Source organism: Saccharopolyspora sp. CA-218241 (assembly GCF_050954615.1).
In the GTDB taxonomy this organism is placed as follows: domain Bacteria; phylum Actinomycetota; class Actinomycetes; order Mycobacteriales; family Pseudonocardiaceae; genus Saccharopolyspora; species Saccharopolyspora cebuensis.
Map to the genome: position 1 here is coordinate 5,130,616 of NZ_CP191860.1, position 23,001 is coordinate 5,153,616.

Annotated in this window: 4 protein-coding genes (1 of these 4 only partly in view); all 4 read right to left on the reverse strand. The window is 73.2% G+C overall.

What is annotated here, in order from left to right:
- Tightly spaced (each overlapping or abutting the next), the 4 genes in view from ACQP0T_RS24410 to ACQP0T_RS24425 form a layout consistent with a single transcriptional unit that may run on beyond the window.
- The gene (locus ACQP0T_RS24410) at positions 1-678 is read right to left on the reverse strand and encodes a hypothetical protein (protein ID WP_433870153.1); all 678 of its coding nucleotides are present in this window, start codon (positions 676-678) and stop codon (positions 1-3) included.
- Complete coding sequence (locus ACQP0T_RS24415; protein ID WP_433870154.1) at positions 666-4,532, reverse strand: hypothetical protein; 3,867 nt, start codon at positions 4,530-4,532, stop codon at positions 666-668. The genes ACQP0T_RS24410 and ACQP0T_RS24415 overlap by 13 nt, the downstream gene beginning before the upstream one ends.
- Positions 4,529-7,240 carry a hypothetical protein gene (locus tag ACQP0T_RS24420; protein WP_433870155.1) on the reverse strand — a complete coding sequence of 904 codons (2,712 nt, stop codon included), beginning with the start codon at positions 7,238-7,240 and terminating at the stop codon, positions 4,529-4,531. The genes ACQP0T_RS24415 and ACQP0T_RS24420 overlap by 4 nt, the downstream gene beginning before the upstream one ends.
- Positions 7,237-23,001 carry the 3' portion of a DnaJ domain-containing protein gene (locus tag ACQP0T_RS24425; RefSeq protein WP_433870156.1) on the reverse strand. It continues 16,047 nt past the right edge of the window, so 15,765 of the gene's 31,812 nt are visible here — the last part of the coding sequence; the start codon falls outside the window, past its right edge; its stop codon occupies positions 7,237-7,239. Before ACQP0T_RS24425 ends, ACQP0T_RS24420 begins: the two co-directional genes overlap by 4 nt.

The following is a 23,001-nucleotide window of genomic DNA, read 5'->3' on the forward strand; positions in this document are numbered from 1 at the left end:
TCACGTCGTCCAGTTCCCGCGCCAGTTCCTCGCCGCGCTGGATCCAGTCCTCCCACTCCTGCTCGGTGCCCCGGCGCTCCCTGCCGTCGACCCCGCGCCAGATGGCCGTGCTGTCCGGCCCCGGGGCGGCCAGGTAGTCGCGCACCCGCACCTGGAGGGTCTTCCCCGGCTCGGGGCGTGCTGCCCGGTGGTGCGGACGGCGGTGGCGCGGTGCGGTGCGGGGGAAGCCAGCGCGCCTTCGATGGTCCGGCCCAACTGGGACAGGTGGTGCGACCCCACCCGGGACGCCACGGTCAGGTCGCGGGCATCGATCGCGCCCATCACGTTGCCACCGACGGTGTGCACGCCCTTCACGGTCGCGCCCCAGCCCGCCATGTGCCTGGCCACCGGGTACTTGCGGTCCTTGATGTGCTGGAGCAGGTTCGCCGGCAGCTCCCGCTTCCGCAGGTGCTCATCGCGCAACCCCAGCAGGTGCAACACCTCGTGCGCGTAGATCAGCGGCGACTTGCCCACCGGCCAGCGATCGTCCTGGGCCCGGACGCCCCGCTCGGCCGCCTCGACCCGGCGGTGCGGGTCCTCACCGGTGCGCTCGGCCCGGACCAGCAGCCGTTCCCCGGCCAGCTCGCCGTTGGCGAACAGCAGACCCTCGCCGTTGACGACCAGGTTCAGCCCGTGCACGGCCGAGCGCCAGATCTCGTCGGCCTCCTCGGGGCTCGCCCCACCGGGTCGAGGTCGAGCCGCAGGGTCGCCTCCACGACGCGCTCCCCGCCAACCTCGAACCGGCGGACGTCAAAGCGCGCCCGGGGACCGTGCCCGGCGGCCGAGAACGGCAGGGTGAGGTCGGCGTCCACCGGGACCTCCTTCGCCATCGCCCGCGCCGCGTCGTACTCCGCGACGTCGTACCCGGCGATGAGCGCGGGGTGCTCCTCCCGCAGGCGCGGATCGGGGTGGATCGGCACGTTGGCCTCGATCGCGGCGGCGATCCCGGCGAGCTGCCGCGGCCCCGCGAGGTCCCCGTCCGCCGGCGGCGCCCCCATCTGCTGGAGCACCTGGTCCAGCAGCTCGTCCCCGCTGCTGTCCAGCGACCACTCGCCCTCCCGGGCGGGGCCGTCGACCACGGTGAACCCGGTGTGCGGCGCCTGGTCGTCGCGTGCGACGTCCAGCGCGAACCCGGCCCCGGCGAAATCGCCCGAGGGCAGCACCGCACCACCGAGGCGCCGCTCGGCGGCCTCCCGCAACGCCCGGTGCGCCGCGTCCACCTGCTCCGGCCGCACGCCGGGTCCGGGCTCGAGCCCCAACCGCAGCGACGCCGCCAGGAATTCCGCGCCGTCCGAGGAGAACCGACGCACCTCGAACCGGGGCGCGTAGCCATCGGCCGAGACCGGGTGCACCCGAGCCGACCGCCACGCCGGGTCCTCCGGCGTGGGTCGCGCGCCGGGGGCCGTCGGGGTGGACTCCCGCACCGGCGGAGCCTGCGGACGCTCCGGCTCCGACGACGGCGGCACCCCGGTCGGCGGATCCACCTCCAGGTCCGGCAGATCGCTGGTCAGGTCGGGCAGGTCGGCACCCAGGTCCGGAAGATCGGCGCCCAGGTCGGGGAGGTCCTCCGTCCACGCCGACGGAGTTGCCTCCGGCAGCGTCTCCTCGTCCGACGGGACCTCCTCGTCCTCCGGCAGCTCCTCGATCCGCGAGAGGCCGCCGTCGGCCTCCCCGGGCACCTGGAACCCGAGGTCGAGCACGCCCTGCCGGTCGACCAGGACCGGGATCGGCTGGTCCGCGCCGGTGGTGAGCGGTTCCGACCACTCCGCGGGGTTGTCCGCGCCGCGGTAGCGCGGCTCCAGCGTCCACTTCGGAACGACCGCGGCCAGGTACATCGTCCGGTGCTCGGTCCCGTCGCCGGTCCGCTTCGACGACACCTCGGCGGAGCGCTTCCGCGCGGCTTGGCCGAGGTCGGCCGCCATTTCGCCGACCTGCTGGGACGGCGGGATCTTCGATTCGTCGACGTAGGGTTCCCGGAAGTCGATCGACAGGGCGGGCGCCGCGGACAGGCCCCGTTCGGCCGCCCACTTGGCGATCACCTCGTCGACCTCGCTCGGCTTGAGCGAGCCCTCCAGCACCTGCAGCAGTTCGCGCTGCGCCAGGTCGACGCTGACGGTCACCCCCGAGAGCGGTCCGGTCTTGAACTCGATCGAACGACCTCCGGACGAGGCCTCCCGCAGGTGGTTGCGCAGCTTGTCGACGTGCAGCTCGGTCAGCAGGGAGTAGGCGTCGGAGGGCTTCATCCCGGGGCGGTCCCGCCCGGCGCCGCCGAGGATGAGCGTCCTCGCCGCCGCGTGCAGGTTCGGCGCGGCGAACCGCCCGACGTGCACCACCGCATTCGGTGAGAACACCGCCGCGTCCCGGCGCCGGTCGAGCGGCGCGTGCACGGCGAGCGGTCCGGGTGCCGGCGCATCCAGCGGGATGGTCTCCGCCTCCGGCACCGTCGAGCGCAGGGCGTCGGGCACGGTGAACTCCGCCGTCCACGGCCGGCTGAACTCCGGGGCGTTGAGCGCGGAAGCCCAGTCCGGCATCAGCTTGCGGTAGGTGCCCGGGGACGCCTGCGGGAACACCCACAGTTCGGCGTCGAGGTCGTGGACGAACCGGTGGGAGGGCCCCTTCAGGCCGGCGAGCACCCCGGCGGTGTGCTCGTGCACGCGCTCCGGCCGCCGCACCGCGTTGTAGGTGGCCGACCCGCCGGGGGAGATCAGGCTCGCCGGGCTGCCCGACCCCCTCGGGTAGACGACGCCGCTGGCGGCGAACGACGCCAGGAATCCCCGCGTGTCGTGGCGACCGGCCTTGCGGACGAGCTCGTGACCGGAGGAACGCTCGGCCCCGCCCGGATCCGTCGGCTTCCCGATCGTGTCGTGGTAGCGGCCACCGGACGGGCGACCGCTCACCACCACGAGCTGTTCGAGGCGGCCGACGGGGTGGTCGCTGACCACCAGGATCGGCAGTCCGCCGGAGACGATCTCGCGCAGCGCCGGGTCCGCGAGCCGGGAACCGAGCACGGGCCACACCGAGCTCCGCATCAGGCCGTCGTTGAGCTCGTCGAACCGGCGCTGGATCGCGGACCGGTCGGACGTCCCCGCGAGTCGCATCGCCCGCTGCACCGCGGCGAGCACCCGCGTCGGCGAGCTCACCACCTGCCCGTGCTCCCGCGCCCAGGTGTCCAGCTCCCGGGAGATCCCCTCGGCCAGCTCGCGACCCGCCTCCGGCCGGTGCGCGGTGACGTCGCCCCGGCCGCGTCCGACGTCGTCCGGCGGCCGAACCGCCGGGACCTCGCGCGGCTCGGCATCCGGTTCGCCGGTCCCGCGGGCGGCCCGGTAGCGCTCGGCGTCCTCCGGCCGCAGCTTCGCGAGGTCGGCCTCGGTGAGCTCGCCGACCTGGTCGATCGAGCCGGCCGGGACCCACACCTCGGCATAACCGGGCTGGCGGAGCGACTTGGTCGCCGTCCGCGCGGTGCCGCCGCGCACCTTGTGGAAGACGTCCTCCCAGTGCCGCCGCACCGACGTCCGCAGGGTGTGCGTGGCGTCGTAGCGGACCAGGTAGCCGCGCTCGTGGTGGCCCGCCGCGTCGCTGCTCTTCGCCTTGCCCGCGTCGGCCGATCCGGAACCCCGGGTGTAGGAGAGTTCCCCGCCCACCGTGGCGCCCGAGGTGAAGAACGGGTTCACCGGGATGAACAAGGTCAGCGCGGCCCGGAACCGGGCGCGCCACGTCTTCTCCTCGTCGGTCGCGCGCTCGGTCTCCGCGCTGCTCTTGTCGGCGAACCAGTGCTGCTCGTCGACCTCGACGACGGTCGGGTTGCCCAGCCGGGTCCGCAGGGACAGGTCGCCGTGCCGCTCGCGGGTGCCGAGGAGGGCGCCGTGGCTGTGGCTCTTGAGCTCGCTGCGGTCCTCGTGCAGCACCGCCCGGTCGAACCGGGCCATCCGCGCCTCGGGCGAGGTGAACACCTCCAGCGCGCCCAGCCCGGCGTTGCGCTCGTTCAGCGCGTGCTCGCCGGGCTCCTGCGTCCGACCCGCGTTCCGCCGCAGCCAGTGCCCCCGGTGCTCGTCGAACTTCGGGGGGATGCGCCCGATGAACGGCGTCTTCAGCCGCTCCCGCCACGTGTGCGCGGGGCCCGCGCCCAGCATGTCCGCGGCGGTGCGCCGCTGCCCGGGCGTCGGGAGCTGCGAGTCCAGCTCGGCCCCGGCGGCCAGCTCGCCGTCGCGCTCGTGCGGCTCCGGCTCGCCGTCCTGCCAGGTGGGTTCGGGACCCGCCGCGGGCCGGGGCCGTTCCGCGAGCGGGGTCCCCGGGGACTTCGGCGCCGCCACGGTGACGTCGCCGGTGACCGGGGTGAGGGCGGGACCGGGGTTCGACCAGGTGCCGCCGAGGTGCGCGGTGAAGTCGGTCGGGTAGTCGTACCGGTGGACCCCGGCCTTCCCGGCGAAGGGCTGCTCGTGGCCGAGCTTGCGCACCGCGACGTCACCCCGGCCCTTGACGCGATCCAGGCTCACCCCCTGGAGGCGGGCCAGAAGATGTCGCTGTAGCCGATGCCCATGATCCCGGCGCTGGTGTGGCGGCCCTCGTTCTTGGCCGTGGCGCGCTCGTGCGCGGAGCCGAGCTTGCCGCCGATCGTGCCGCCGCGGGCGTCGGCGGAGGCCGTCGCCCGGTCCAGGTGCATGGTCCCGTGGAAGAACACGTCCGGCGCGGCGCCGTACTGCGCGCTCAGCGGGAACCGGGCGCCGTCGCCGCGGGCGATCGCCCGCGCGTGCTCGCGGACGAAGCGCCGCATCCGCTGCGCGACGCGCGGCAGCTCGCGGGGCTGCACGTGCCCCCGCACGGCCAGCTCGTGCAGCACCGGCCCGACGAGCGCGTCCACGGTGGCCGCCGGAAGCTGGAAGGTCGCGTCCACCCGGTCCGGGGCGCGGCGGGCCGACTCGGGGACGACCGGCTGCTCGTGGTCTTGATCGGTGGGGTCCTGATCGGTGGTGGCGCTGGAGCTCCACCCGTGCCGGGCGGCGGTGCGCGGCTCGAGTCGGCTCGCCGCCGTTGCCTCGACCTTGGTCGGACTGCCCGACGGCACGCCATCGCGGGCGACGTCGACCAGGAACACCAGGTCCGCCAGGTGCCGGTCGAGCGGCCCTTCGTAGGTCTCGGCGGTCTCGTGCTCGTGGCTCGCGGCGCTGGACCCGCTGTGCTTGGTGGTTCGGGCTTGCTCGCCGTGGGGGCCGATCGCGAGGCCGGTCAGGCCGCTGACGTCCCCGCCGCCGACCTCCGCGCCCCCGCCGCGCTTGTAGGTGATCGCCTCGCTGGTGGAGACCTCGCCCGTCACCGCCTCGGTGCGGGTGACCTTGGCGGCCGAAGTGGTGACGCGCCGCGGCTTGACCTCGGCGACGGAGAGCAGGACGTCGACCGGCTTGCCGCCGAAGTCGAAGGTCTTGCGCAGCGTCCGACCGCTGAGCAGGTCCTCGCCTTCGTCACCGAGCCGGTCCAGCACGGTGCGGAAGTCCTGCTCCGCCTCGTCGTTCGGGCGGAAGTCCTTGCCGAGCTTGTCCTGCACCGCCCGGTAGATGCCGCCGGTGCCGGAGAACTCGACGTGCTCGATCGACTCCGGGTTCCCCATCCGGGGCCCGCCCTCGAGGGCCAGCTCCCGGCGGTTCGGCCACTTCAGCCCCAGGTCGACCAGCACGTCATCACCGGCGTCCTTCGAGCGCAGCCCCGGGCGGAGCACGCTGATCCGGTAACGGGCCTGGTGGCGGGCGTTGGTGGCCGGCACACCGGTCTCGGTGATCTCGACCTTGCTGGTGCGCTGGGCCTTCGACCGCGCGCCCGAGTCGCGCTGGTGGGCGGCGCCGGAGACCCTGCCGCCGACCAGCACGAAGACCGCGGGAACCCGGAAGGAGAACGAGTCGGTACCCACCTTGGCCCGGCTGCTGGAGGTGTCGTGCAGCACCTGCGCCCGGGATCCGGAGGTCGTCACGTCCCCGGTGCCCGGCAGCGCGGCGTTCGGCTCGGACAGCTCCACGAGGTCCAGCACCACGCGCGGACCGCGCCCGCGGCCCTCCCCGAGGTCCTCGATGTGCAGGCCCTCCACGCCCTGCTGGAACTTCTTCGCCAGGTTCTCGTCCGAGAAGGCGAGGTCCACCCGCTCGTCCACGTCCGGGTCGGACACGAGCTCCTTGATCTTCGCCCGGATCGCCGCGCCGTCGATCCCGCCGTCGAGCTGCGGTCGCTCCTCCCGGGCGCGGTCGAGCGCCGACTCCGGCTCGGCGGCTTCCTCGGGGATGGTCTGGAGCTCGTGCTCCTCCGCCGGGGGCTCGACCGGGCGGCGCGACGAGGTCGGGTGGAACTCCAGCAGCGCGGTCCGCGCCCGGGGCAGCAGGTCCCGCCCCCGCGGCAGCGGGCCGCGCCGCTCCGTCCCGGGCCTCGGGTACGGCGGCCTGCCGACGCGGTTGCGCCGGTGCGCGGCCTCCTCGGCGGCCGAGTACCTGCCCGTGGGGGGCGGGCCGACCTCCAGGCGGGTCGGCCGGTCCTCCGGTGCCGGCTCGAAGGCGAGGAAGCCGGCGTTGTTCGCGACCGCGAGCTCCAGGTGCCTGCCGTCCGGGGTGATGCGGATGTCCAGGGCGTCCTTGGCGAACATCGCTCCGAAGGTGTAGCCGCGGCGCCGCATCTCGCGCATGTACTGGTAGGCCAGCTCCGAGCGGCCCATGGCGCAGGCCAGCCCCACCAGCGTCGCGTTGCGCTTGCGCTCGTAGGCGGCGCGGAAGTGCTCGGAGGCGTCGGTGACGACGGCCAGTTCCGTTCCCCGCACGCCGATCGGCAGCACGCGGTCGAGCACGCCCCGCTCGTCGTCGATCGCCCGCACCCCGGGGCGGAGGATGATCGACGCCAGGCGCCCGTTGACGTGCCCTTCCAGGACCAGGGGTTGCCTGCGCGGCTGGTCCAGGTACCACTGGGGGCGCACGAGGCCGTCCCCGCGCATCCAGCTCAGCGCATCGGCGAGGTCCTCGTCGGAGAGGGTGCGCACCTGCCGGTCCATGCGCGGCATCCCGGGGCTGATGAAGTGCTGGGAGAGCGTGGAGCTGCGGTGCGCGAAGCTGGCGCCCATCTTCCCGCCCGGGGCCGAGGCGGCCCCGTCGTAGACCGGGCTGGTGAGCACGTCCTGCGGCCGGAACCACACCTTGCGCGTGGCGTTGTCCAGGTCGACGTACCCGGAGATCATGCCGAGCTGCTCCGGCGTGAACTTCGGTCCCGTGCCCGGTCGGGCCGATCCCGTCCCCGGTCCGGTGCCGCCCCGGCGAGGCCCCCGGCCGGTGCCGTACTCCGGGAAGCCCCCGGGGTCCGCCGCGGTGCCCCGGCGGTGGGCACCCGGGCGGGCCTGCCCGAACCGGGCACCCGGATCCGGCTGGGTGGCGCGCCGGCGGGGCCGCGCCCCCCGGAACCCGCGCTCCGGCCCGGCGTCCCGTCCCGGACGCCTGTGCTCGCGGAACCCGCCCGCATCCGGCTCCGACTCCGACCCCGAATCAGCCGCCGCATAACGCCGACCCCACTGCCCCGAACGCGCGTGCTCCCGGAACCCACCAGCATCCGACTCCGACTCGGACTCGGACTCCTGGCGCGGGTTCTCCTGCCGCGCGAGCTGCTCGTCGTACTCCCGCCGCGCGTCCGGGTCCCCAGGTGCTCCCAGGCGACGTTGATCCGCTGCGTGTTCTCCAGCGCGATGGTCTCGCGGTCACCGCCGCGGTTCTTGTCCGGGTGGTTGCGCAGGGACAGCTTCCGGTACTGCTTCCTGATCTCCTCCTGGGTCGCGTCCCGCGCCACCCCGAGGACGGCGTAGTCGTCCGCTGCCGAGAGCCGCTCCAACCCGGGCGCCGCCGATGGGGGTTCCCCGCCGCCCTGCCGTTCCGGCTTCGGTCGCGCGGTTCCCGCCGCGTCCCCGCGGGCGTGCTCGCGGTCGTAGTCCGCCCGCGCGGCGGGATCGGACAGCACGGCGTAGGCGTCCCGGGCCGCCCGCAGCCGCGCGGCGCTCGCCGACCCCTCCGGCGCCGTGCCGTACTTCAACTGAAAAGCCGTCATCGCCCGGTCCAGCACCCGCAGCGGAGCACCGGCGTCCACGCCCAACGCCGCGTACAGCGCGTCCGACGGGCGCGCCCCGGACCCCGGCTCCGGCCGGGCGGACTGCCCCGCGTCCCGGCGGGAGTGCTCGGCGTCGTACTCCGCCCGCGCGGCGCGGTCGGACAGCGTCGCGTGCGCCGCGTCGAGCTCGCGCAGCCGCCGGGCGGCGGTGGCGTCCCCGGCGTCGCGCTCCCGCGCGTACTTCAGGGTCAGCTTCGTGTGCGCCCGGTCGAGCTCGAACGGGTTGGCGCCCACCGGAACGCCGAGCACCCCGTACAGCGCGTCCGAAGGACGGGCCCCCGGCTCCTGCCTCGGCATCCCGGCCATCCGCAGCGGAGCCCCCGGCTCGTGGCCCTCGGGGACGCCGGAGCTCCCGACCTCGGTGAGGCCGTTGATCGCGATCACGTCGTGGTGGTCGAGCGGTGCGTACCACTCCCGGACGTTCGGCTCGTGGCGCGGAGCCAGGCGGCGGGCCGTCGGGTCGAGGAGCACGATCCGCTCGTCGAGAGGCTTGTCCACGAGGTAGAGGTGCCCGGGCTGGTCGCCGAACTCCCGGTACAGCAGCCCGGTCGTCCCGGCGGGGGCGTCGCCCAGGTACCGCTCGATCGCGTCGTCGCCGTGCGGCAGCGGGCTGAACGGCACGCCCGTCCACTCCTCGACCCGCTCCAAGGGCAGCGGACCGCTCGCCGGGGCCCGGAATTCGCCCCGGCGCGCCCGGTCGCGGAACCGCAGCGCGTTGGCCGCCTGCACGGTGCTGGCGGGGCAGTTGGTGCGGTGGCCGGGCCGGTTCTCCTGGTACGCGGGCGAATTCACCGACATGGCGTCGGCGTAGCGGTCGTCGCCCAGGAATTCCCGTTCGGCCTCCGGATTGCCCGCGAAGGTCTCCGCCGACACCACCACCGGAGCCCGGCGGGGCAGGGACAGCTCGGTGATGCCGAGTTCGCCCGCCATGTGGCGGCAGCTCCCGCACGCCGACCGCTGGGTGCCGCTGAGGTTGTGCGCGGTCATGGCCGCCCCGGCGCGCTCCAGGTGCGTCCGCGCCTGCTCCACCGACCAGGTCCGGCCCGGGTCGGCCTGGTCCAGGTAGTCCGAGACAGCCGCCACCTCGGCGCACTTGCCGTGCCCGACGCCCGACCCCTTGCCCGGCACGGATTCCAGGGCGCGCTTGACGGCGGGGTGCAGGTCGGGCCTGGCGGATCCGCCGGGGCGGCGCCGCATGCTGGAGCGCGGCACCACCACGTCGCCGATCAGCAGCGCACCGGCCATGCCGGGCTTGATCGGAACGCCGCGCCGGTCGGCGGGCGCGCTGGTCCAGGTCGCCAGCGCCGCCGCGAGCTCGGTCGAGGAGTTGGTCAGCGCACGCGTCCCCTGCTTGGCCGCGCCGCGCACCCGGTGCCCGACGGTGCGGATCGGGTGCGCACCCGCGGCCACCGGGCCCGGCAGGTGCGCCATCCGGTCCGCGTTGCGCGCCGCCACCGGGGACGGTTCGCCCCGGCTGCTGCGGACGGCCGGGTCCTGCTCGACCGACGTGGCATCCCGGTCCCGGGCGGCTCGGCGCGCCGCCTTCCGCTGTTCCCTGCGGAGGTCCTCGGCCGCCGTGCGCTCCGCCGCGGCCTGCTCCGCACCGACGAGCTCCGCCCGCAGCGCCTGGGCTTCGTCGAGCGCCGTCCGGCGAGCGCTGTCGGGATCGGCGTCCAGGACGTCCGACGAGCGCGGAGCCGCCACCGGCCGTCCCCGCACCGGCCCGGCCCCGGGCTCGGCGGCGAGGTCCCCCGCCCGCTCGGAGCCGCCGTCGCGGGTCGCGCGGCCCGGCTCGAACTCCAGCAGGGCGGTCCGGGCCTCGAACCGGACCCGCTTGTCCTGGGCGGCCCGCTCACCGGCGGGCTGGTCGGTCCCGTCGTCCGGACCGCGGTGCTCGGTCACCGGTGCGTAGTTGGGCGGGATGAACCCGTACTCGGTGAAGGCGATGTCGTCGATCTCGCCGGCGGAGTACCGGGATTCCGCCCGCACGAACGCCCGCGTGCTCCACGGGTCGGTGTCCGGGGCCGCCGGGTAGGTGACGAGGCCGCGGTTGTACGCGACGCCGAGCTCCACGTGGCGCCCGTCCGTGGTGATGCGCAGGTCCAGGCGGCCGTCCGGGAAGTGGGTGGCGAGGTTGTACCGGGCGGCGCGCAGCGTCTGCATCATCCGGAGGTCGTGCTGGTTGATGGTCAGGTCGCAGGCCATCACGAACATCGAATCCGAGCCCCTGCGCGCGTAGGCCTCCCGGAAGTGCCGGGAGTGCGCGAGCACGACGCCCCCCTCGTCGGTGAAGACCTGCTCGTCGGGCCGGAAGGGGTTGAAGTCCCGCCCCGGGATGTACACCCCTTCGGCGGGGAGCTCGAAGCGGTAGCCGTCCGGCGTGCCCATCATGTCGGCGAGAACGCCGGCATAACCGGTCCAGGGGGGACGCAGGGTGCCGCCGGGGCGGTTCCACATCAGCGCATCCGCCAGCCGCTCCACCGAGGTCGTCCGGACCAGGCGGTCCATCACCGGCATGCCCGTGCTCGTGTAGATGTCCGCGAGCTCGCTGCCCCGCACGAAGCTGGTGCCGATCACCGTCCTGCCGCGCGGGTCGAAGCGGGCCTGGCTGTAGACCGCCCGCTGCCGGGGCGCCGCCGGGTTGAACCACAGCGGCTCCCAGAAGGTCACGCCGTCGAACGCGGCCAGCCTCCGGCCCGGCACCCACCCGGCCTGCTCCGGGGAGAACTGCGGTTGCCCGCCGGGGCCCGGCCGCGCACCGCCCCCGGTGTCGCGCCAATCCGGGTACCTGCCGGACGACCCGGGCCGGCCGGTGGTGTCGCGCCGAGGCGGACGCCGGTGCTCCCGAGTAGGCCCCGGCTCCCCGGCGGTGTCGCGCCGACGCGGACGCGCGCCGGAAGGCCCCGGCCGGCCGGTGGCACCGCCCGGACGCGGACGCCGGTGCTCCCGAGTGGGCTCCGCCTCGGGCTCCCGCCGGGGGGTCCGGGTCGCGTACCGCTGGCCGGTGGCGTCCTGCTCCTGTTCGGTGCTGAACGCGGAGGCGAACGCCTCCTTCGCCGCCTGCCGCTCGTCGTACTTCGCGCGCTTCTCCGGATCCACCAGCAGGTCGCGGGCGCTGTTGAGGCTGGCGGTGTTCTGCTGGGCGATGGCGTTGTCGTCCCCGGGATGCTTGTCCGGGTGGTGCCGAAGCGCGAGTTTCCGGTACGCCTTGATGATCTCGGCCTTCGTCGCATCGCGCCCGACCCCGAGCACCTCGTAGGGGCTCTCGTTGCCATCCGGGAGCGACTCCAGCGGCTGCTTCCCGGCAGTCCCCGCATCGTTCGGCGACGCCTCCGGCCGCGCACCACCCGACCCGGACTCCTGCTGCGGCCCGGGCACCTTCGCACCGTCCGGCTTCGCGTCGGACGACGGTCCCGGGTGCGCCGGTCCGGGCTCGGGACGCTGCGCCGATCCCGCACCGGTCGTCCCCGGCTGCGGCTGCGGTCCGGGGCGCGGGTCGTACCTCTCCTGCTTCGGACGCTCGGACTCCGGCCTCGACCCCGACTCCGGTTCCCGCGACGTCCCGGAGGTCGACCGGGACTCCTCGGGCTTCGGCTGTGCACCAGGTTTCGGGTCGTACTTCTCGCCCTGCGCCTTCGGGTACCCGAACTTCGGCCTCGGCTCCGAAGCCGGCTCCTGCTCCGGCGTCGACGTCGGAGCGGCCTTCGACTCCTGCTGCGACGAAGCAGTCGGCTCCGGCTCTCCGAACTCCGGCTGCGGACCAGAACGCGGATCGAACCTCTCACCCCGGGCCGACGGGTACTCAGTCCTCGGCCTCCGCTCCGGCTCCGGCTGCGGTGCCGCCTGCGACGGCGCCTCCGGCTTCGCCCCCTCCGGCGTCACCCCCGACTGCTGCGAACCCGAAGCCGCCCCAGCGCGGGGATCCAGCCTTTCGCCACGCGCCGACGGATACTCAGTCCTCGGCCTCCGCCCCGACTCCGACTCCGCCTGGGCCTCCGACTTCGGAGCCGACGCCGCCCCAGCACGCGGATCGAACCTCTCACCCCGCGCCGACGGATACTCCGTCTTCGACCGCCGCGACGCCTCCGGCCCCTGCTCCGACGTCGACTGCGACTGCGGCGACGGCTTGGGCTCCGGTTTCGGCCCCTCCGACCTGGCCCCCGGCTGCGAATCCGACGCCACCCCAGCACGCGGATCAAACCTCTCACCCCGCGCCGACGGATACTCCGTCCTCGCCCGCCGCGACGGCCCCGGCCCCTGCTCCGACGTCGACTGCGACTGCGGCGACGGCTTCGGCTTGGGCTTCGGCCCCTCCGACTCGGCCCCCGGCTGCGAATCCGACGCCGCCCCAGCACGCGGATCGAACCTCTCACCCCGCGCCGACGGATACTCCGTCTTCGGCCGCCGCGACGGCCCCGGCCCCTGCTCCGACGTCGACTGCGACTGCGGCGACGGCTTGGGCTCCGGTTTCGAAGCCCCCGGCTGCGCACCGGAGTCCTCCTCACCACGCGGATCGAACTTCTCCGCCCGCGCCGCCGGATACTCGAACTTCGGCCTCCGTGACGGCTCCGGCTGCGGGTCCGGCTGCTGCGACTGCGGCGCCTCCGGCTTCACCTCCGGCTGCGAATCCGACGCCACCCCAGCATGCGGATCAAACCTCTCACCCCGCGCCGACGGATACGCCGTCTTCGACCGCCGGGACGCCTCCGGCCGCGGGTCCGGCGGGTCGAGGGGCCTGTCGTACTCCGCCCGCGCCTCCGGATTCGTCAGCACGTCGTACGCATGCCGGGCCGCCCGCAGCCGCCCGGCTTCCGCCGTTCCCGGGCTGGCTGCTCCGTACTTGAGCTGGAGGTTGCTCAGCGCCTTGTCCAGGAACCGCAGCTCAGCGCCGACCTCCACGCCCAACGCGGCGTAGAGCTCGTCCGACGGACGCGCGCCGCTTTCCGCCTCCGGGCGCACCGGCCGTTCCTGGGGCTTCGCGGGCTCGGGCTGAGCCGCAGGCTTCCGCACGCCGGGCTCCGGCGCCGGAGTCGGCCGTGTCCGCGAGGACTCCGGTCGCACCGGCTCGGGCTCCGCCTCCGATTCGGACTCGGACTCGGACTCAGCTTCCGACTCCGACGCGGACTCCGACCCGGCCTCCGAGTCCACCTCGAAGTCCGCGCCGACCTCGACGTCCTCGGTCTCCTCGCTCGACTCGTGCTGGGGCGCCCGCGCGCGGGCCGGGCGGGTACCGGCGCCGGTGCTGTCGTCCAACGCCCGCTCGCGCTCGATCTCCGCCAGCTCCTCGGCGTTGTACCGGGTCGAGCTGAACGTCGTCTTCTCCACCACGTGCCGGACCTTCTGGCCCCGCACCGAGAAGAACAGGGCTCTGGCCTTGATGGTCTCGACCCGCTTTCGGGCCCGGAAGCGCACGAGGCCCTGGTTGTCGGCCACCGCGAAGCGCCCACCGGACAGCAGGGCCGACGGGTGGTAGCCGAGGTACACGTCGACGTCGTGGCCGAGCTGCGACAGGCGCCGCGTGAGGTCGGCGATCGCCCGATCGTCTTCCTGGGCCGAGGTCACCAGGAACAGCTCGGGCCTGCGCCCCGCCTCCTTCGCGGCGTCCAGGTACCGCCGGAACTTGCCTTCCTTGACCAGGCGTTCCGCGAGGGTGGCACCGCTCGTCCACACGTCGGCGGTCCCGTCCCGCCGCTCGACCGGGAGCACGAACTCGCCGTCGTCCGATCCGATCGCCACCACGAAGGGGTCGGTGAAGGGAGCCTCCACCTCGCTGCCCGGCCGGGCCGCCGCTGCGCGCGGAGTCTGCCCCGGTGCGGTCCGCACGATGCGAATGCGGTCCCGGATGCCCTCCGCCCAGTCCTCGACCCGCCGCGCCTTCTCCACGTCGGTTTGGAGGATCAACCCGAGCGCGCGGCCGTCTGCGGTGCGCAACGTCTCGGTCCGCACGTCGCGACCCCGGAACTGGACCGGGTCGCCGTTCTCGTCCTCACCGCGGTACGCGGGCTTGGAACGTCGGTGGCCACGACCCTGCTGTGCTCCGCCGGAGGCATTCGAACCGACGTCGCCCAGCGGCATATACGTCGGCGACATCACCCGGTCAGCAGGCGCAGGCGCGAATCGCACCCCCCGTACAGGCGTTTCCACCTTCGCCAAATCGCCCGCCTGGCCGTCGAAGTACACAACCCAGCCATCCAGGTTGTGCACCGTGATGAAGTGGCCGACATCGGCTCGTTCCTGGAACACCAACCCACGGGAGGGGCTGGGCCGACTCAGGATGTAATTCCCGATGTCCGCGTAACTCCGGACATTCTCGTCGTACTTCACCCTCGCGATATCGGCAAGGAAAAGCGAATTCACCGGCCCACTCGGCCTGGCCTGGAATTCACCTCTCCTGGCGCGCGCCGGGAAGTTCATCGCATTCAACGTTTGGATCTGCGCCGGACCACAATTGGTCCGGTGCCCGGGGACATTTCTTTCGAAGTTGTCCCGGTTCACGGGAAGCGCCGGGGCGAAGTGCCTCCGCACGAACCGCTTCCGACCAGCAGGATCACCTGCGAAGGTTTCCCACGAGATGACCCTCGACCCACTGGTGCCCTCCGCCCGGCCCCGAGCGGAATCGTCGCCCTGCGGACCAGCGTCCGCCGACTCCGGCCGAGACGACTCCACCGATCCCCGCCCCGGCACGACGTCGTCCTCCGCCGAATCCAGCGGCTGCCGCCCGGTGCCGGAACTTTCGGTGCCGTCCTCGCGCGGCGGCCGGGGAGCGCCGTCCTGGGACGGCTGCCGCGCCGGATCGTGGTCCGCGGGTTTCGGGTTCTCCCCACCACGCGAATCACCGATCGCGCCCGCCGCGGAACCCGCGACCGAGCTGGTGGGGCCCACCGGGGTGTACACCGGCGTCAGCACGCGGCCCCTCTGCACCGGAGCGAACCACACCGCCGACGGCTTCCCCAGTGCCGCCAAATCCCCGACCTGCGAATCCGAATACACGACCCAATTGGAAATCTTGTGCACGGCGAAGGTGTGCCCAAGGGCCTTATCCGCGAAGAAGTGGGTCACCAGACCACGGGCACCATCAGGTTGACCCGCCAGGAAACTCTCGACGCCGTAGTAACCACTATACTGCCGCCGGAAGGTCACCCCTTCGACGCGGTTCGCCTCGGGAATCGTCATCGTACCGCTCGGACCTGCCCGGAACTCACCGGCCTCCGCGCGCTCCGGGAATTCCTGCGCGTTCAGCCCGTGCATAGCCGCCGGCACACAATTCGTATCGTGCCCCGGGACATTCCTCAGGTAGTTGTCCCGATTCACCAACCGCGACTGCGGCAAGTGATCGCGCACGAACCGCGACCTGCCCGCTGCATCATCGGCGAAGGTCTCCTGGGATACGACCACAATCCCGCCGGCGGCTTGCGCGCGGGCAGCCGACAAGATTGCCGCTACTCTTTCCGAGGAGTACCGGGTGGCTTCGACCACGGTCCGCTCGATCACATTCCGGACGCGCCCGGAGCCACGGAAACCCTGGAATATCGAGTTGCTCGCGTACTCGCGGTTCCGGTAATGCACCAAGCCGCCGTTGTTGGCCACCGCAAGACGATCGCCGTCCAGCAGCACCGTCGGCTGCTCGCTGACGAACACATCAAGGTCGTACCCGAGCTGCGCCAGCCGCCACGTCAGGGCCGCGACACCCTTCCCGCCGTCGTAACACGCCTGCGTCAACAGCAGGGACGCCCGCCGCCCACCGCGCTCCGCGGCGGCAACCAGCCTTTCGAACGCCTCCTCCCCGGCCAGGTAATCCGCGACGGTGGTGCCGCTCACCTGCATGGTGGTGGCGCCGCGGTCGCCGTCGACCGGGAGCAGGAAATTGCTCTCCTTCGTTTCGATCGCCAAGACGACCGGGTTCTCGAAAGGTGCATCCACCTCGCTGCCCGGACGGGCCATCGCCTCGCTCGGCAATTCACCCGGCATCAGGCGCACCACGCGAATGCGGCCCCCGCCACGGCTCATCCAGTCCCGGGTCTTGTTCGCCCAGTACGGGGAGGTTTCCAGGGTCATGCCGGCCTCGCGGCCGTCCGCGTCGCGCAGCATCCCGGGTCGCACGGACCGGCGGTCGAACTCGCCCTCGTATCGGGATTCATCCCGGCCCCGGAGCGGCGCAGTGGGACGCCCCCGGCCCGGTCCAGCCGCACCACCACGACCCGACGGACGCCGCCCATCACCCGTGCGGACCTCGTCGCCGGTGCGGTCCTGCCCGCCGGTACGCGGGTCTTCACGCGCACCCCGCAGGGGCCGGTCCGCGCCGGACGACCCGATCGGCGGCGGAGCCTGGCCGGACGTGGCGTGCGCACCAGCCGGCAGGGACCCGCCCTGCTGGGTCGTCTGGCTCGCGACGTAGTTCGTGAAGCTGTCTCCGAGGTACAGGTCGGCGAGGCGTTCCACCTCGTCGTCGGAATAGATGGTCCGCCCGTACACCTCGGCGTCCTCGACGGGGTTGCCGTCGGCATCCGGCGTGAAGGACCCCCATCCGCCGTTGTTGGCCACGGACAGGTCGCCGTGCTGGATGGTGCCGCTCGCGGTCGGGACATCGCCAGCGATCCAGACGGTGTCGCCCGTGATCGAGAGCCGGTTGGGGTAGTCCTTCGCGTACATGCCCTCCATGAGCAACCAGGCGCCCGTGATGTCGCCGTCCGGCTGGCACACGATGAAGCGGATCGGTGCATCGGCCCTGCTCCGGTAGAGCTGGCGGAAAGCTGCCGACCGGTCGACCACGTCGCTGAACTGCGGGGCGGGCACCTCGGCCTCGGTGGCCTTGTCCAGTCGCACGCCGTTGGAGAGCAGGGTTCCGCGGCGCAGCGTGACCCCGACGTCGCCGCCGGGGACACCGTGGGTGGCGACGTCGATCGGCCCGAGCGGGTTCTCGTCGAAGTACTCCGCGTCCGGGGCGTCGACCCGCGCTCCCAGTCCCGCCTGCTCGCGGAACCGGGCGTGGAGCGGATCGAAGACACCGCTCTCACCTGGCACCGTCCGCCAGGTGTAGCGCCCCCGCAGCGGTGCGCGCGCCCACTCCCGATCGATCTCGGCGTCCTGCCCGGACGAGAAGGTGAGGACGACGTCGTGGCCTTGGGCGTCGGGCAGCAGCATCGGCGCCACGTCGCTCGCCTTGAACTGCACGTGACCGTGCCCCGGCACGTAGCCGCGGATCATCACCGGCGCATCGGAGTCGCTCTCGTTGTCCCAGCGCTCGATCACCGGGTTGGGCGCGGACTCGCCGCCCATGCCCAACGGCGTGCCCGGCTCGAAACCGTCCGGGATGCCCGTCGTGCCCACCGGGGAGAACACCGGGGTGAGCATCGACGAATCGCCGAGGCCCAGCGGAACGAACCACGTCTCCAGGGCCGCGACCTCGACCGACTCCGGTTCCCCGTTCAGCGGATCGACGAATACGACCTCAACGCCACCGCTGTCATCCCGACCACGCACCGCGACGAAGAAGTGGCCCGTGCCATCCCCGTGGTCCCGGTACACCAAGCCCAGATCCGGACCGGACTCGGGCGCCATCCGATCGACCGCCGCACCAACACCCGGCACCCGCTCGAACCTCGCCCCGTTCAGGCCCCGCTCGACGTCATCCCGGTGCACCGCACCGCTCAGCGGCGCAGCGGCCACCTGCTCACCGGGCCGCCGGAACGCGTTCGCCAACGCCACCGCCCTCGGGCCACAAGCCCGCCGCCTACCCGGCACATCCCGGTCGTACTGGTTGCCGTTGACCTCCTTCCACCGCGCCAACACCCCACGCGTGAACTCCGACCGCACCTCCGGGTTCCTCGCCGACACCACCCGCACCGGACCCGCGACCGTCCCGACCTCGCCCTCGGTCTCCGAGGCGCTCCGGCGAACCGGGCCCGGCTCGACACCGTCCGCGGTGTCGTCGGAACGCTCGGTCGTCCGGTCCTCGGGGGCGGCCTCGGTCGGCCGCTGACCCGCGGCGCGGAACGCGGCCAACTGCCGGTCCAGTTCGGACTTCGCCCGCCACCACGCGGTCTGGGCATCGTGGGCCTTGACGCGCGCCTGGTCCAGGACGCGCTCCACGGCGGCGATCTCCTCGCCCACCTCGTTCGCGGCCCGCTCGGCGGCTCGGACCTCGGCACCGGTCAGCTCGCGGTCGGCCCCGGCCGCGTCCAGTCCCTGCTGAGCGGAGCGCGATGCCTCGGTCGCGTCCGCCAACCCGTTCCGGGCCCGCTCGGCCGCCTCGCCCGCCTGCTCCCGTTCGAGGGCGGCGCCATCGTACTCGGCCCTCGCCTCGGCCAGCCGCCGCTCAGCCACCACCGCTCGCCGCTCAGCCGCCGCCGCCTGCTCAGCCGCTTCGCGCCGCTCGGCCGCTTCCCGCTGCTCGGCCGCCGCCTGCCGCTGAGCCGCTTCCCCCTGCTCGGCTGCTTCCCCATCCTCGGCCGCTTCCCGCTGCTCGGCCGCCGCCCGGTGCTGCGCGTCGAGCGCCTCCTGCGCTGCCCGGGCTTCCCCCAGCGCGCCCTCGGCGGCGGAGCGTTCAACGCCGGCCCGCCACAGGCGGTTCACGGCCGCGTCGACCCGCGTCGAGGTGGTGGCGAGCTCCTCCCGCACCTCCGCCTCGCGGGCGCCGCTGCGCTCGACGTTCCGCTCGGCGTCCCGGACCCGCTGCTGGGCCGCGGCGAGGTCGTCGCGGTGGCCGGCCAGCGACTGCTCGGCAGCGGTGCGGCGGGGCGCGATCTCGTTCAGCTTGTCGACGGACTCGTGCCGGGCCTTGTCGACGGCGACTTCGGCAGTGCGCCACGCCTTCGCCTTGGCCTTGACCTCGTCCTGGGCGTCGGAGAGCTCCTGGGGCAGGCCCCGCCCGAGCAACCCGGCCAGGTCGGACCCGCGGGCCCGCAGGTTCGTCGACGCCGGGACGGAGAGATCGACCACGCCGACGGAATCACCGATCCGGGCCACCGCCCGGTACTCCACGTCGTACTCGATCAGCCCGCTGCGACCCTGCTGCTTGACGTTGCTCTTCTGCCCGCCACCCGGGCGTTCGGCGATGGCCTCGCTCTCCTCGGCCGAGCGCTTGAACTCCACACCGCCGGGGCGCAGCAGGCCACCCGGTTCGGTCCACCGCGCCCGGCCGGCGCCCGGAGCCACCGTGGCGCTCCCGACGTCCTCGGTCTTGAAGTCGACGGTGTTGGACTCGGAGTCGTTGCGGGAGCCGCCGATCGTCACCTCGTCGCTGAGACCGACCAGCCGGGGGTTGCGCAACCGGGCGTAGATCTCGACGTCGGCGTGCTGCTTCTTGCCCAGCACGGCCTCGTGCAGCTTCGGCACCGACAGCGGCCCGGAGAGCATCCCGGGCAGGTGCGCCTGCACCAGTTCGGTGCTCGCCGTGGTGCGCATCGTGTGCGCAGCGGCGGCGCCGTCGATGAGCAGGCCCTTCTTCGCCCCGGCCCGCCGCAGTGCCTCCAGCCCGGCCCTGCGCAGCGCCCCCGCACCGTGCAACCCCTCCGGGGCGGCGTTGGACGGCAGGACCGGGTTCTCCCGTTGCCACTCCCGGAGCGCTTCCGGGGTGGCGTCGTCCGGTCCGCGCACGATCTGCCGCGGCCGGTGGTCACCGGTGCGGGCCGGAGCGTCGTCCGAGGCGACCGTCAGGTTGTCGGCGAGCAGCCGCGTCTGCAGGTGATCGTCCAGGGTGACCGTCACCGGCGGCTCGCCGTCGCGCAGCACGGTCAACTCGAACCGGATGGGGATGCGGTAGCGGGCCGCCGGACCGCCGCCGTTGCGCGCGTAGGTCTGCTGTTCGGTCTCCGAGTGCGACCGGGTCGCGGTGCGGTTCTGGCCCACCGATGCCTCGGCGGCCAGCCCGGTGCCCGCCGTGGTCGAGAGGTTCGGGTTGTTGGTCTGCGGAGCGACGCCGCCGGACGTGCGCAGCGCCACGTCCCACTTCCGGGCCTTGGCTTCGGAATCCGTGGCCTTGGTGCCCCGGGTGAGGTTGTGGTCGAGCTTGACCCCGTCGTTGACGACGTCGAGGTACTCCGGCTCACCGAGCTTGGCGCCGAGCAGCACCTGGTAGCTGTCCCGGCCGAACACCTTGGGCCGGTGCACCAGCAGCGGGATGCTGTCGTCCACCACGCTGTCGACCAGCGCGGCCACGTTGCGCCGCGAGGTGAGGTTGCCCAACTGCCGCAGGTTGCGCATCGAGTCGTCGAGCACCGAATCCGGCAGCAGCTTCTTGCCCTCCGGGCCGAGCCGCTCGCGCATCTCCTCGATCAGCGGGGTCAGGTCGGGGACGTCCTCGACCACGCTCATGCCCAGCGAGCTGGGCCCGTGCGGGCGGATCATGGCCGGCGGGGCCATCCGCTCGGTCCTGGCCTGCGGGACCGCGGTCTGCTCGCCGAGCACACCGAGATCGCGCGCCTCCTGCTCGGTGACGCGCAGGAACACCCAGCCGGGCAACGTCACGACCGAACCCTTGGCCTGCGGCTCGGTGTTGTGCACCAGGTTCCGCTTGCGGCTCTCGACCAGCAGCGTCACGTCGGCGTCCATCTGCACCAGCGCCGTGCGCGCATCCGGCGGCGTGCCCCGGTTGCGCTCCAGGCTCCCCGAGACCTCGCTGCCCCGGGTCTTGGACTTCGACCGGCTCCACGGCTTGCCCGCGACCCCGCCGACGCCCCTCCCGCTCGGCCCGTCGGCCGGATCGGTCAGCGGCTTGGCGGAGACGTTCAGGCCGACGTTGAGGTCCCAGCCGCGCTTGCGCGTCTTGCTTTCGGCGGCCTTGTACCCGCCCGCGCCGTTGTTGTCGGTGCTGAAGTCCTCGGCGACGGAGACCAGCCGCGGGTTCGTCAGCGTGACGTCCATCCCGAGGGCGCCCGTGCGGTCGTACACCCGGCGGCTGTGGACGAGGGCGTCCTCCTGCACCCCGTGGTCGAGGAGCTGGCGGAACTCGGACTCGATGAACTCCGGGCTGAAGAACCGGTCCAGGATGCCGCCCGAGTCGCTGCCCGGCAGGCCGAGCACCCCGTCGCCGTCCCCGGCCTCGGCGAGCTGCCGGGTGCCCTCCCGGTGCAGCACATCGGTGTTCGCGACCGCCTCGACGTGCAGGAAGTTCGGCGCCTTCGGGCGGTCCTTGCGGCCGAGCAGGTCCCGGATCGTCCTCGGGTCGGAGTCGTCGAGTTCCCGTATCGACGGTGTTCCCGGGGTGAATGCGGAGAGGTCGTTCTTCGAGGTCGACCCGTCCGGGACCCACATCGACGCCGGGCCCGTGATCTCCGGGATGCCGACGACGCCGGGTTCGGCCGGTCGCTCCGGGGTGGCGGTGCGGGCGACGACCGCCGGTTCCGGCACCACCCGGAACGGCGATCCGGGAGTGAGCCGCTTGACCCAGGACCGGCTGCGGCTGTAGCGGGTGATCTCGACGTCGAACTCCACCGGATACCGGAACAACTGCGAGTTCGGGCCGGCGACCAGCACCGATTGGTGGCTGGTCGTGGGGTTGGCGGACGACTTGTACGCCGTGGAGTCGCTGTACTTCAGCCCGGCCGACGGGATGAAGGTCGTCCGGGCCGGGTCGGCGTCCACGGGCCCCCGCAGCATCACCTCGGCACCGGCGGACCAGCCGTGCTCCTGGGTGGTGCTGTTCTCCCACTTCGGCGAGCTGGCGGCGATCGAGCGCACGGTGCGCTCGTCGGCCTTGCCGAGGTGCTCGGGTTCGCCGAGTCGGACCTTGACGTTGACGTTGACGTAATCGCTGGTGAAGAACCCGCGCCGCTTGAGGTTCACCGACACCCCGCGGCCCAGCAGGCTCCCCAGCTTGGTGCGCAACGCCGCGGGGGACAGCTCGGCGTCGATCTTGCGCAGGTTGGCGAACTGCTCCTGGGCGTCGGAGTAGTGCTTGCCGTTGTTGCGCGCCTTGAGCTTGGTGTCCCGCCAGTTGGGCAGGAAATCGCCGAACCTCTTGAGCTGCCGCAGCGCCCGCTCGACCTCCCCCTGCACCTGGTCGAACGCGGGGGAGGCACCGACCTTGATGTCCCCCGCAGCGGCCTTCGCACCCAGGAACGGGGGCGGGAACAGCCGCTCGGTGGGGGCGGTGGTGATCGAGTTCGGGGTGCCGGGCGGCACCGGCAGGCCCTGCGCGGCGGCCTCGCGCAGACCGGCACGCAGGTAGGTCGTGGCCGGAACCGTGATCGTCCGCCCGTTCGCCGTGCGCACCTCGATGGTGGTGTGCACCTTGTAGAGCCCGGTGTTCCCCTTGACCTGCATCCCGGACTTGGTGGTCGTTTCCACGCCGGTGGTGGAGGTAGAGGATCGACTCGTGCCGTAGCTGCCGGTGGGCCCTCCCCGGGCGCCCACGGCTCCCGGGACGCTGGCGCCGCCACCGACGGCGGTGTTGACGTCGAACCCGGATTTGCTGGCCGCGGAAGTGCTGCTGCTCGAAGTGGCGGCCTCGGTGAGCCGCATGGACGTCGAGCCGGAGACGCCCAGCAGCTCGACCTCGCCGTGGGAAGCCCGCATCTGGACCGCCGTGCCGTGACTGGCGTGCGGGCTGACCAGGTCCTGGGAAGTGGTCCAGCCGCGCACCATCTGCGCCATGGTGTTCCGCAGGTTGCCGGGGCTCAGGAAGTCCTGCAGCGTGCTGCGCCCCGGTGCGCCCAGCTTGGTGATCGAGGGATGCATCTGCGCGGCGACCTCGGCGAACCGGTCGTCGATGTCGACCACGGCCTCGACACCGAAGTTCTCCAAGCGCGACGCCCACCCCTCGGGGGGAGTCGTCGAGGCCACCTCCGGATAGCGCGTCATCCCGAGGTCGTTCGGGATGCGCAGGTGGGCCGACTCGGTGACCGTGCC

Excerpts from the sequence above, each read along its gene's own strand:
- ACQP0T_RS24420 (WP_433870155.1), bottom strand. The coding sequence starts at position 7,240 with ATGATCTCCGGGTACGTCGACCTGGACAACGCCACGCGCAAGGTGTGG.